This is a genomic window from Variovorax sp. W2I14, from assembly GCF_050435205.1.
Lineage (GTDB): Bacteria > Pseudomonadota > Gammaproteobacteria > Burkholderiales > Burkholderiaceae_C > Variovorax > Variovorax paradoxus_C.
In genome coordinates, this window is the sequence record NZ_JBNDJX010000001.1 from 3,622,965 (window position 1) to 3,635,773 (window position 12,809).

The 12,809-nt window shown below is 52.8% G+C and carries 12 protein-coding genes; all 12 read right to left on the reverse strand.

What is annotated here, in order from left to right; all coding sequences use genetic code 11:
- The 12 genes from wecB (QF040_RS16935) to QF040_RS16990 all read right to left on the reverse strand — a co-directional run bounded on the left by wecB (QF040_RS16935) (position 1) and on the right by QF040_RS16990 (position 12,786).
- Positions 1-1,137: a non-hydrolyzing UDP-N-acetylglucosamine 2-epimerase gene (gene wecB / locus QF040_RS16935; protein WP_429612035.1), complete on the reverse strand. Its 1,137-nt coding sequence runs from the start codon at positions 1,135-1,137 to the stop codon at positions 1-3.
- Between the two features lie 21 nt (positions 1,138-1,158).
- The gene (wbjC, locus tag QF040_RS16940) at positions 1,159-2,286 is read right to left on the reverse strand and encodes a UDP-2-acetamido-2,6-beta-L-arabino-hexul-4-ose reductase (RefSeq protein ID WP_429612036.1); all 1,128 of its coding nucleotides are present in this window, start codon (positions 2,284-2,286) and stop codon (positions 1,159-1,161) included.
- A gap of 4 nt (positions 2,287-2,290) precedes the next feature.
- Positions 2,291-3,334, reverse strand: coding sequence for a polysaccharide biosynthesis protein (locus QF040_RS16945; RefSeq protein WP_429614663.1), 1,044 nt, complete (start codon positions 3,332-3,334; stop codon positions 2,291-2,293).
- The gene (locus tag QF040_RS16950) at positions 3,321-4,391 is read right to left on the reverse strand and encodes a glycosyltransferase (RefSeq protein ID WP_429612037.1); all 1,071 of its coding nucleotides are present in this window, start codon (positions 4,389-4,391) and stop codon (positions 3,321-3,323) included. Before QF040_RS16950 ends, QF040_RS16945 begins: the two co-directional genes overlap by 14 nt.
- Positions 4,392-4,460: 69 nt before the next feature.
- A complete protein-coding gene (locus QF040_RS16955; RefSeq protein ID WP_429612038.1) occupies positions 4,461-5,576 on the reverse strand; it encodes a hypothetical protein in 1,116 nt (371 codons plus the stop codon).
- 83 nt (positions 5,577-5,659) lie between these two features.
- The gene (locus tag QF040_RS16960) at positions 5,660-6,850 is read right to left on the reverse strand and encodes an oligosaccharide repeat unit polymerase (protein WP_429612039.1); all 1,191 of its coding nucleotides are present in this window, start codon (positions 6,848-6,850) and stop codon (positions 5,660-5,662) included.
- 104 nt (positions 6,851-6,954) lie between these two features.
- Complete coding sequence (gene wecB, locus QF040_RS16965; RefSeq protein WP_429612040.1) at positions 6,955-8,016, reverse strand: non-hydrolyzing UDP-N-acetylglucosamine 2-epimerase; 1,062 nt, start codon at positions 8,014-8,016, stop codon at positions 6,955-6,957.
- A gap of 170 nt (positions 8,017-8,186) precedes the next feature.
- On the reverse strand, positions 8,187-8,393 hold the full coding sequence (locus QF040_RS16970; protein WP_429612041.1) for a DapH/DapD/GlmU-related protein: 207 nt from the start codon (positions 8,391-8,393) through the stop codon (positions 8,187-8,189).
- A 362-nt stretch (positions 8,394-8,755) separates the two neighbouring features.
- A complete protein-coding gene (locus QF040_RS16975) occupies positions 8,756-10,141 on the reverse strand; it encodes a lipopolysaccharide biosynthesis protein (protein ID WP_429612042.1) in 1,386 nt (461 codons plus the stop codon).
- A gap of 7 nt (positions 10,142-10,148) precedes the next feature.
- A complete protein-coding gene (locus tag QF040_RS16980; RefSeq protein ID WP_429612043.1) occupies positions 10,149-11,234 on the reverse strand; it encodes a DegT/DnrJ/EryC1/StrS family aminotransferase in 1,086 nt (361 codons plus the stop codon).
- Positions 11,231-11,821 carry an acyltransferase gene (locus tag QF040_RS16985; RefSeq protein WP_306880834.1) on the reverse strand — a complete coding sequence of 197 codons (591 nt, stop codon included), beginning with the start codon at positions 11,819-11,821 and terminating at the stop codon, positions 11,231-11,233. Before QF040_RS16985 ends, QF040_RS16980 begins: the two co-directional genes overlap by 4 nt.
- 17 nt (positions 11,822-11,838) lie before the next feature.
- Positions 11,839-12,786 (reverse strand): Gfo/Idh/MocA family protein, encoded by a 948-nt coding sequence (locus QF040_RS16990; protein ID WP_429612044.1) that lies wholly within the window; start codon positions 12,784-12,786, stop codon positions 11,839-11,841.
- Between the last annotated feature and the right edge of the window lie 23 nt (positions 12,787-12,809).

Consider the following 12,809-nt stretch of genomic DNA (forward strand, 5'->3'; position numbering starts at 1 on the left):
TCAGTACTTCTTCCAGACCACGCGATTCACGTAGTCGGTGTAGCTGTGAACGATGCGCAGCACCTTGTCCGACACATTGGGCATGCTGTAGTCAGCCACCTGGCGCAGGCCGCGCACATCGCCTCGCGGCTGGCCCGCGAGGATGGCCAAGCCCTGGCGCACACGCTCCACCTCGAGGCCCACCATCATCACGGCTGCCTCTTCCATCCCTTCGGGCCGCTCATGCGCCTCGCGCAAGTTGAGCGCCGGAAAATTCAGGATCGACGACTCTTCGTTGATCGTGCCGCTGTCGGACAACGTGGCGCGCGCCGAGAGCTGCAGCTTCACGTAGTCGTGAAAGCCCAGCGGCTTCAGCAAACGCACCTGCGGATGAAAGCGGGCGCCGGTCGCATCGATGCGTTTCTGCGTGCGCGGGTGCGTCGAGACGATGACCGGCATGTCGTGGTCTTCGGCCACGGCATTCAGCACCGCCACCAGCTTGCCGAACGACTGCGGCGACTCGATGTTCTCTTCGCGGTGGGCACTGACCACGAAGTACTGCTCCGCCTGCAGACCCAGCCGCTCCAGCACGTCGGACGCCTCGATGCGCGGGCGATAGTGCGTCAGCACCTCGAACATCGGGCTGCCGGTCTTGATGACCAGATCGGGCGGCAGACCTTCGCGCAACAGGTAGTCGCGCGCGATCGTGCTGTACGTGAGGTTGACGTCCGCCGTGTGGTCCACGATGCGGCGGTTGGTTTCCTCGGGCACGCGCTGGTCGAAGCAACGGTTGCCCGCTTCCATGTGAAAGATCGGAATCTTGCGGCGCTTGGCCGGAATCACCGAGAGGCAGCTGTTGGTGTCGCCCAGCACCAGCATGGCCTCGGGCTGCACTTCGCCCAGCACCTGGTCCACCGCGATGATGAGGTTGCCGATGGTGTGCGCCGCGCTCGTGGCGTTGGCCGCGCTGTTCAGAAAGTGGTCGGGCTTGCGCACGCCCAGGTCGTCGAAGAAGACCTGGTTGAGTTCGTAGTCGTAGTTCTGGCCGGTGTGCACCAGCACGTGATCGCAGTGCTCGTCGAGGCGGGCCAGCACGCGCGACAGGCGAATGATTTCGGGCCGGGTGCCGACCACGGTCATGACTTTGAGTTTTTTCATTGAGTATCCAAAGTCCAGTGGCTACAACGGGCACGCGAAGGTGTCAGGCCGCGCGCGATCGAACACCTCGTTGGCCCAGAGCATCACGACCATTTCTTCGGTGCCGATGTTGGTGATGTCATGCGTCCAGCCGGGCACGGTTTCGACGATTTCAGACTTGTCGCCCGCGGTCACCAGTTCGTGGGTTTCGCCGGTGTGCATGTGCCGGAACTTGAAGCGCGCCTGCCCCTTGATGACGAGGAACTTCTCGGTCTTGCTATGGTGGTAGTGGCCGCCCCGCGTGATGCCCGCGTGCGCTGTAAAAAACGAGAACTGGCCGGCGTCCGGCGTCTTGAGCATTTCGACGAACACACCGCGCGCGTCCCCGTGCTGCGGCACGGTGTAGGCGAACGATTCGGGCGGCAGGTAGCTCACGTAAGTCGAATAGAGCGCGCGCACCAGGCCCGTTCCGACGCGGTCGGTCATGAGCGTGTTGCGGCTGTCCTTGAACGACTGGATCTGCCGGGCCAGCTCGCCCACGGTGGTGGTGTATTGCGGCGTGACCGTCGCGAAACCGTCGGCGTCTACGGTGGCATCGGCGCCATCCATGAGCTGGACGAAACGCTCGATGACATCGTCCACATACACCAGCGTGACCGGCGCGGCCGGGTCGTTGACCTGGATCGGCAGGTCGCGCGCGATGTTGTGGCAGAAGGTGGCCACGGCCGAGTTGTAGTTGGGCCGGCACCACTTGCCGAACACGTTGGGCAAACGGAAGACGTGCACCGGAATGCCGTGGCTGGCGGCCGCGGCCTGCAGCGCTTCTTCGGCACCACGCTTGCTGTTGCCATACGGGTTGTCGCGCCCAGCCTGCGTGGACGACGTGTAGACGATCGGCACCTTCTTGCCACTTGCTTTCGCGATGTCGCCGACGGCGCGGCAGAGGCTCTGCGTGAGCTCCGCGTTGCCGGTGGCGAATTCCTGCGGGTCTTGCGGGCGGTTGACGCCTGCCAGGTGAAACACGAAGTCCACACCCTCAAGCAGCGCCGGCAGTTGCTCCACGCTGTGGTCGCGGGTGAAGCAGGCCACCTGCATGCCCTTGCGCTCGGCCAAGTGCAACTGCAGGTTCTTGCCCACGAAACCGCTGGCGCCGGTAATCAACACCTTCATCGTCTTATCCTTCCGCCACGGCGGATTCACCCCGTGCGATGCGCTGCATGAAGTCGAGCTTGAGCAGCAGCTTCTTCATGCCTTCGACATCGAGACGGGTGGTGTTGTGCGAGTTGTAGTCTTCGCCGTGCGAGCTTTGAGTGATGCGCTTCTCGCCCTGCTCCACGTACTTGGCGTAGTTCAGGTCGCGGCCGTCGGGCGGCACCCGGTAGTAATCGCCCTGGTCTTCGGCACAGGCCATTTCTTCGCGGCTCAGCAGGGCCTCATAAAGCTTCTCGCCATGGCGAGTGCCGATTTCGCGCACTTCGTGATCGGGCTTGCCCATCAGTTCCAGGATGGCTTGCGTGAGAACCTGCACCGTGGCGGCGGGCGCCTTCTGCACAAAGATGTCGCCGTTGTTGCCGTGCTCGAAGGCATGCAGCACCAGTTCGACTGCGTCCTCCAGGGTCATCATGAAACGGGTCATGGACGGGTCGGTGACGGTGATGGGCTTGCCCGCCAGCACCTGCTCCACGAACAACGGAATGACCGAGCCGCGGGAGGCCATGACGTTGCCATAGCGGGTGCCGCAGATCACGGTGTTGGTGCTCTCCAGATTCCGGCTGGCGGCGACCATCACCTTTTCCATCATGGCCTTGCTGATGCCCATGGCGTTGATGGGATAGACCGCTTTGTCGGTGCTGAGGCAGACGACGCGTTTTACGCCTGCGGCGATTGCGGCTTCCAAGACGTTTTCAGTGCCGAGGACGTTGGTGCGGACTGCCTGCATGGGGTGGAATTCACAGGACGGGACTTGTTTGAGTGCCGCTGCGTGAAAGACGTAATCCACACCGCGCATGGCGGAACTTACGCTGCGCGAATCGCGAACGTCGCCGATATAGAACTTGAGCTTGGGATGGTTGTAGCGCTTGCGCATGTCATCCTGTTTTTTTTCGTCTCGGCTGAAGATCCGAATTTCGGCCAAGCCGCTATGCAAGAAGCGCTTTAAGACGGCATCCCCAAAGGACCCTGTACCGCCTGTAATGCAAAGAGTTCTACTGTTGAAGATGTTCATTTATAAGCTCGAGATAGGATTTGGCTGCACACCGGGGGCGAAATCGATCGATCACGAAGGAATCCACAATGCCAGGGGAAAACTCCGAAATATATGCTTTACAGAGTGCGCTATAAATTGCGTCTGCATCAAAAGGCGCTTCGATATAAAAGGGATATCCAACAGCCACCTCGTTTGCGATTGGTATGTTGCTGCAGATCAAAGACTTATTCATCAACATAGCTTCGGCATAGGGCATGCCAAAACCTTCATAAACGCTGGCGGTTAAAATACAACAAGCACTAGCAAAAATTGCTGACCTCACCGCATCGTCGACATACCCGAGAAGCTCAATATTCGGAATCCGCTGCTTTACAGGAAAATCTTCAATTGCCCAATTGCCGATAAAATAGAATTTGACATCGGGAAATTGCGCCGCAAACCGCATGCAAGCGTCGTACGTGGCGGCAGCATTTTTGTGTAGCGCTAAAGAGGTTGGACACACCACAATTTTTCTGTCCTCGACCGCATCTTCCACGGAAACTCTCACTGGGTTGTAAACGACCGAAGCAACTCGCCCGAACTCATTGGAAATTTCCTCTCGCACCACTTCGCTACCTGTAACAGAAACTGCGGCTCTCAATACGGACCGTTTAGAAATAAAGCGCCTATAGGCCAAGCCCAAAGCACTGAAGTTGGCGGCGTATTTTTTGTAATTCAGATCATGCGTAATGAGAAGATAAGGCGTTCCAATGTACAGTGGAGCGAAGTTTCCAGTAAACACAAAAAAATCGATATCCCCTATAAACGGCAATTTGAGATTCTGCCAAAGAACGCGTCTTACCACGCTTGAAACGTTGATTCCGACAACTTCAAAATCCGACGGCAAAGATATAAAGTGTTGACGTTGATCCTGTCGCACGAACAAGATTATTGAGCAGTCTTCTCTCGCACAAGACACCAAGCCTTCGATGAGAGACAAAGCGTATTCGTTATATCCTGCAGCGCGACCGTAAACAAAAGGAGTGAAATCAAAACCGATTCTTCTCTTTTTTTTAAGCAATGCTGTCATCTCATTTTCCAATTTATTCTCACCCACGTCCAACACACCAGTTATCGCGCACAATAATTTCAGTCATATCTAACTTTGCAGCTCGACAAGCGGTGAAGTTACAGCGTCTATGGATGACAAAATATCATCCAGTAAATCGTCCCACGACCGCACCGAAGAGCTAATCGAATCAGACGGAACCCACTCTAAAGCGGCGTGCATCGCCTCGATAACACTGGCCTCCGAACCTATTTTATAAAAGATTATCCTTTTGTTATTCGACTCACTGATCGAGGACATGACAATCGGCAACTTGCAATATTCATACTGCTGAATCTTGTTGCTCTCGCCCAGCCCGACCAATGTTCTAGGACTCAGCCCAATATTCGCGTGCTTTACATAAGGAATGGTGTCGACATACGCCATCTCCCCGTAGTAAATGATGTTCGGAGCTGAAAAACGCTTCTCAATTGGTCCAATTACATGAAAGCTAACTCGGGGGAAATTTTTACTCGCAACTTCGAGGAATTCAAAATCGAATGCTGATGTTCCAATAAATACGGCATTTATGGAATTCTCTGGGTAAGGATTGCTGCAAGGCTCATCGTAAAGATGCACGGGCACGCCGTGTTTATGGATTGCCGAATTCTCCAGTCGGTCAAACTTTTTAAAGATCATTTCGGTGGGGCAGCTAACCAAATCGAACTTCGGAGAAATCTTTCGCTCATAATCCCTGCAAACCTTATGCACGTTGACGACGTCCATATCGTCCGACACTCTGTAGACTATTTTTGCGGTCGGGTTTATTTTCCTAATCTTTTCGAAATACATGATTTCGTATATCGACTCAAGAATTATCAAATCAGCGGCAGCAAGCCGTTCAGTCAGCTCCCCAAACCCGGTTTTCCCGTATAGCGTGAAAACATATTGGGTGAGCTTATCAACCAATGGGCTGACGGCAAAAGGACGGACTAGGTTAAACATCACGTATGAGGTAAACCTGTCGCGAACTTTTTCAAGCTTATTGTATTTAGACTTATCTATATATTCGACGCGATAATCGCCTCGCGACGTTTCGATATAAGAAATACAGGTGACAAAAGTAACATCCCACCCGCGCCGATAAAAGGCATCAGCAATCCAATGAAAGCCTGCTTTTCTTTTCGAATTATGGACATGAGTCGTAAAAACAATTATCTTATTCATGATATTCGATACAAAATTAAAACTAGCTCGCCCATACACCTCAAATGCTGGATCAACATTCAATTAATACGGCGAATATATATTTAACGCCGCAAATTGAACAGCGAATTGACGACAAAAAACAAACAGACGACTGCAAACGGCACCAGGAAAATCTGGAGGAAGTAATAATTGACGCGCAAGATATTAAAAATACCGATATAAAAAAGGACGTAAAACAACTTAAATGCACTGATATCTCTCGTATTAGCAAAATGCATTGACTTCCTGTATAGCGCTCCAACAATGAAGCCAAAGCCTAGGGCAACTACCAACGCGAGCAAGAAACCAAACTGCCAGTACCAAATTCCAATGACATTAAGCGTATTGATGTTTCTCAAAGGCGCGTCTGCTGGAAAATATCTTTGAAACATAGTGGCGTACGCGAAATTCCTGGGATCAGCCACATATTCCATTATCACGAACGCGTTATTCAATTCTCCAACGCTGTATTTTTCAAGAAAAACTTTAAAAATATAAAGAAAAACCTGAGGATCCAACACACTTAAGTTATTTTCGTCCGCAAAAACCAATCCGTCTCGCATTAGCGAGCCAATCCAGTAGACGATCAAAACCGCTAAGATCGCCGTGATCACCCGCCCCACCCTCAAACGAGGACGTCGTAAATATACGTAAACGACCGCGGAGACCAGCATAAAGTTGATGACAGCGATTCGGTTGGAATTTATCGCTGCCACTGAAAGCACATCTAACAAAAGAATCGAGTAAAAGAATTTAAAATATTTGAATTCTTTATGAACACCCGAAAAAAGAAAAAAAGAAAAAACAATCGCTGGGATTACCCAAAGAGTTTGTAGCGAAGCAACTCCAAAATCGCTTTCGGAAACCGCTACGTAAATCATATTGGCGCCGCTCGGTTGCAAAAATAGCAACAGCATTGCCGGATCACTCAAAATTGGCTGAAACTTTAAAAGTGTCGCCACCGTTGACAGAAGCAAAGATCCAATAGCAAAACGGTAATAGGTTTTTGGCCTTATTCGTGGCGGCGATGCCACTCTAAAGGAAATTTGCCCTATGAAGGCTCCAAAAACAATAACTAACGTGGCAGAGCAAAAAAACAGTATGGAAAGAAAATTCCATATTTTCGGCTCGCCATTCTCCACTGAGCTGACCTCGGGGAAAAACAAAAGCCAAAGAATGAACTGCCCAAAAAATAACAACGCTATGATATTTTTCGGCTCAAGCATCCATACAGAGTTAAATCTTTTGGCCATCTAAGCGAACCAAGCGCAGTTTATGCGAAACTTCATACAAAATATTATTCAAAATTCGCAACGTGGCGAATTGCTTATCGCATTATCATTTTTTGAATAATTGCTTAAAGAATCGCTAATGCGATTTTCATTCCTGAATTTCCATCGCCATAAAGCCACTCATCAAAATCGGCCGGAAGACTTGCATTTAAGATTGAGGCTTCAATAGCATTGGCATTAGTTCCTACCAAGGTATTAACTCGACACTCAACGAGTTCAATCCATTCCGTTTCGTCGCGTAAAGTAACACATGGCTTTCGATGGAAATAAGCCTCTTTTTGCACCCCACCGGAGTCCGTTGCGATCAATTTACAGTGAGCTTCCAGCCAGACCATCTCCAAATACCCGACCGGATCGACTACTGTTACATTCCCTGGAATTGCGAGGCCTGCTTGCGACAATTTGCCGCGTGTCCGCGGATGTAACGGTAGTACAACAGGCAAATTAGACGCGCTCAGTCCGTTAAGGATTCCTTCCATGCGCGCCGGATCATTGGTATTTTCAGCACGATGAACGGTACAAAGTACAAATTGATCTTGAGTAATTCCTGAACCGGCGAACCAAGCCGGTTCAGAAGCCCGTGCTTTGTAGAAAAGCGCCGCGTCGTACATGACATCGCCCAGAACATGGATTTTTTCGGCGGCAATACCCTCTCGCAGAAGGTTAACGCGTGCCGTTTCAGTAGGTGCAAAGAGCAAAGTCGCCATGTGATCCGTGAGTACACGATTAATTTCTTCCGGCATGCGGCGATTGAATGATCGGAGTCCTGCTTCAACGTGCGCAACAGGAACGTGCAATTTACTTGCAGCCAGCGCCGCCGCGAGAGTACTGTCGGTATCACCATAGACCAATACCCAATCCGGCTCTTCTATTAAAAATAGCGCTTCTAGCTTCTCGAGCATGCGGCCTGTATTTTCACCATGCGAGCCTCCACCAACTCCAAGGTTATGCGCAGGGTTTGGGATATCCAGTTCATCGAAAAACACATTCGACATGTTTGCGTCGTAGTGCTGACCCGTGTGAACAATAATTTCTTCAACGTCTTGACGATGTTCTTTAAAAGCTCGTGATAGGACCGCAGCTTTAATAAATTGCGGGCGAGCGCCGATGACAGTCAGAATCTTCATATCAGTTAATTTCTCGCCCATCCTCACAGTGGTGTGATGGGCTAGTGATCTTGCGATCACGGTTAAAAAAAGCTTAGGATCAACTCCGCCGCATAAGTCCCGCAAAACTCAGTTGTGCCGCTATGGCAATACAACCCCGATCTTCTTTTCGATCCGAGACAACGCGACCTTCAGGTCAATCTTTTTAGCAACTTAGCTGGAACGCCGCCAATAACCGAATTCCCTTCTGGAAAGCTCTTTGTCACCACGGCTCCCGCAGCAACTATTGTTTTCGGACCTAACACTACCCCGGGCAATACCACTACATTCATGCCAATCCAGCAGTGCTCACCGATAACTATGTCTTCACCTTCTTCGTGTTTATCAAGACTGTCCATTTTGTGATTCGAGGTAATAAGTCCCACATTCGGGCCAATGTAACTCCCTCGTCCAATAAATATGCACCCTTTGAAGTTCTGAAAATATACCCCTGGTGACTGAAAATTATTTAGATCGTCACAATGGAATTCAATGTTTTTTGAACTTGACAACGTACAACTCAGTGCTGTGGGCCAAGGATGAGGCATCGAAATTCGAAGTATATTTTTTATCCAGATTGATCTAATGGCCCAGAAGTAACCGGCATAACCCGACTCAAAATGACGTCCTCTCAAATATTTTTTATCAAAAAAAAATGATAGGAAAATATTTAAGATTGGACGAGACCCAATTACGATCGATTTGAGAAAATTTCTGGCTGTCATATCATATAAAAAAATATTCGCAAAACAAAGGCAATGGACACCCAGCAAACCAGTTGAGGGAAGTTGGCCCTAAACATATTTTTTATGGCCGCGCCGCTCACTCCTGCCGCTTGCGAAAACACCCAACAACAGACTAGATAAAACACTCCGCCAGAAAGCGCATAGATTTCAGAAAGATATTTGGTCGCATAGTGAGAGGCCAAGATGACGGATCCCAGACGCACTATCAAACCAAATAAGGTAAGAGCAAGCATCATTCTTTGTTTATTCACCACGTGCATCACCATAGAGATCGGTGAAGACATGAATTGAAGAATGAACCATGGAATCATCCATGTCACGATTTCACCCGATCTTTCCCACTTTTCGCCAAACACTATGGCAAAACATGGCGGCGCGACAATCCCTATAAAGAGCAAAGGCCCTATGCCGGTTTTAAGCAAATTCGCGAGTATCTCCGCACTAAATAAGCCGAGCTTCCCGTTGCGCAGTTCCTCAGGTGCTCTAGATAGGTAAACCTGTGCAATCGCGCCTCCAATCAGCCCCATCGGCACAGCCATTGCGCGGGTTGCCAGCATCAAATATCCTGCTTCTGGTCCGATAGCAGCTGCCGCAATGAGAATGATCGGCAATTGAAGCCCTGCGTTGTTGGCAAATGCCTCAAAAGTGGAGTATTTTGGGAATCGATCATATTTCCGTAAGGTCCGCCGCATTCCCCGCAAGCTAATTCTTCTTAAAGAATTTCCATCCTTGCGAATGGCGGAGATCAGTAAATTCAGAAGGCCCGCCCCACTGTTAATTGTTTGCCCCAACAATAGGCCCATCGGAGCAACTCCAATCCAGCCGAAGGCGACTTGAGTGCAAGCTCCGCCGACCGATTGAGTTATACGAGACTTAGCAATAATTCCGAATCTCTTCTTACGCGTCGACCAAAATTGAGTGGCAGAGTAGCCGGCGGCCAACCATACGGCCAACGGCAAGAGCCACAAATGGGGTTGCAACGAAGGTTGCCCGATTAATTCAGTAATTTCTTTAGAGAACAGGCCGACCGTTATCCCGGTAGTTGCTGCCGCTATGGTGCAACTAAAAAAAGCTAGTGCCAAAAGATCTGCGGCTTCGTCATCGCTTTCAGGCATTGGAATGGCGATCTCAAGACGTAAACACGCGACAACAGAAATGATCGAGAGGATCGAAGCAAAGACTGCGAGCAGGCTGAAATCAAAAGGGGTGTAAAGCCTGGTGAGAAGAGGCAGCACCAATACAGTGATCGCTTGGGCAAATGCAGTGCCACCCACCAGCACACCAACCGAACGCACGAACCCTGCTCGGTTGAGCGACTGGAGCTTGGCGCGCAGTACTCGCAGGGCCTGTGGAACAAACATCGGCAAATCAGCGCGATAGCAGCGCCGCCACGATCACAGCTTGGTCAGGCGATGTTAGATATGCATGCATAGGCAAGCTCAACACTGCTTGCGCCACCTTGTCGCCCGCGGGCAGGATGGCCTTTTCATCTGCCACAGCAGGCTGCTGATTTAATGGAATGGGGTAATGCACGACTGTCGGCACCCCAGCCTGCTTAATGCGAGCCTGAACACCTTCGCGGTCAGCCACACACACCGTGTATTGAGCCCACGCACTCTGGTTGTGCGGCTCGACGTAGGGAGCGCCAACAATATCGCTCTCGCTCAACAAGCGTCCATATTCCGCAGCCACCCACTGACGACTAGCAATTTCGTCATCAAAGATCTCAAGCTTCGCCAGAAGCACCGCAGCCTGCAACGTATCCAACCGGCTATTCACACCCACCCGAATATGGTGATACCGCCGATCCTGCCCATGCCGCGCAATCTGCCGCATCACCTTCGCCAATTCGTCATCGTTGGTGAAGATCGCCCCACCGTCCCCATAACACCCCAATGGTTTGCTCGGAAAAAAACTGGCGCAAGCAATGGTGCTGAGATTGCAACTCTTGCGCCCCTTATAGGTAGCGCCAAAACTCTGCGCCGCATCCTCAATCACCGGAATTCCGTGTTTAGCGGCGATCGCATTGATCGCGTCGAAATCCGCGCACTGCCCATACAGACTCACCGGAACAATGGCCTTAGTCCGCGGCGTGATCGCAGCTTCCAGCAGCGCCGGGTCCAGGTTGTAGGTGCGCGCATCGATATCCACGTACACCGGCTTGGCGCCCAGCAGCGCCACCGTCTCGGCAGTGGCGATATACGTAAAACCCGGCGTAATGACTTCATCGCCCGGCCCGATGCCAAGCGCCATCTGCGCGATCTGCAAAGCATCGGTGCCGTTTGCCACGGTAATGCAATGCTTGGCTCCCGTATAGGCAGCCAGCTTCTCTTCCAACTCGGCCACTTCAGGCCCGAGGATGTATTGACCGTGCGCCAGCACGCGCTGAATCGCCGCGTCGATCTGGTCCTTGATGCGGGCTTGCTGGGTCTTGAGGTCGATGAATTCGATCATGGCGTCTTGGCATCCAACTTGGTCACGGCATTGCCGTCGAGTACGTAGCGCGCGCCGGTGTGCGCGCAAATGGCTTCTGCTGCGCCTTGCAGCGGCAACGCGAGTTGCTCGCCGAATTCGCTCATCCAGCCGATCTGCCTGGCAGGCACGCCGACCATGAGTGCATAGGCCGGCACGTTCTTGTTGATCACGGCGCCGGCGCCGACAAAGGCGTATTCGCCCACGGTGTTGCCGCAGACGATGGTGCAGTTGGCCCCCAGCGTCGCGCCGCGTTTCACGAGGGTGCGGCGATATTCGTCCTTGCGCGTGACGGCCGAGCGCGGGTTGTAGACATTGGTGAAGACCATGCTCGGCCCGCAGAACACATCGTCTTCCAGGGTGACTGCGTCATAGACGCTGACGTTGTTCTGGATCTTGACGTTGTGGCCGATGGTCACGTCGTTGCCGACGTACACGTTCTGCCCGAGCGAGCAGCCCTCGCCGATGGACGCTTGTGCGCTGACGTGCACCCAGTGCCAGATGCGGGTGCCGTCGCCGATGCGGGCGCCCTCGTCGACGATCGCGGTGGGATGGGCCTTGTATGCCATGCCGGTCTCGCGGGGCGTCAGGCGAGCTGCCGCACGAACGGATGCACTTCGCCCTGCTCGCCCTTCACGGGCGTGGCGCTGCGGATCACGTTGACGGTTTCGATGCAATGGCGCGCATCTTCGAGGCCATAGCCGCGGCCGGCCAGGATTTCCTTGTAGCTCACCGTGTGCAGGTCGGTGAAGCCTTCGGAGAACTCGAGCTTCTCGCCGCTGATGTCGATGTTGCGGAAGGTGGTCTTCTTGCCCTTCACATCGGCCGGCAGATCGTTGGCGTCGATGGACAAGAACCAGCGCACGCGCGCGCGTTCGTATTCGAGGTAGCCCGCCGCCTTGGCCGTGCCGCTGTAGTGCACCACGTTGCGCTGCAGCTTGCCGAAGATGAAGTGCAGCATGTCGTAGAAGTGCACGCCGATGTTGGTCGCCACACCGAACGACTTGCGGTTGTCGCCCTTCCAGCTTTCCATGTACCACTTGCCGCGCGAGGTGATGTAGGTCAGCTCGACGTCGAACTTGGTGTCCGCGGGCGCCGCTGCCACCTTGTCGCGCAGCTTCAGGATGGCGTCGTGGTGGCGCAGCTGCAGGATGTTGAAGACGCGCTTGCCGGTTTCCTTTTCAACGCGTTGCAGTTCGTCGACGAGGTCCGGCGTGGGCACCAGGGGCTTCTCGCAGATCACGTCGCAACCCAGGCGCAGACCCGCAGCGATGTGCGGGTGATGCAAGTAGTTGGGGCTGCAGATCGCCACATAGTCGAGCGCGGTAGCGGGATTGCGCTTGAGTTGCTGCGCGTGTTCGTAGAAGCGTTCGAACTCGGTGAAGAACTCGCTCTGCGGCGAGATGCTGTCGATGATGCCGACCGAATCGTTGATGTCGTAGGCCACCGCGAGGCGGTTGTCCGTGTCCTTGATGGCACGCATGTGGCGCGGAGCGATGTAGCCGGCGGCGCCGATGAGAGCAAAGTTTTTCATGTCGAGGAAGAAACGGAGAAACA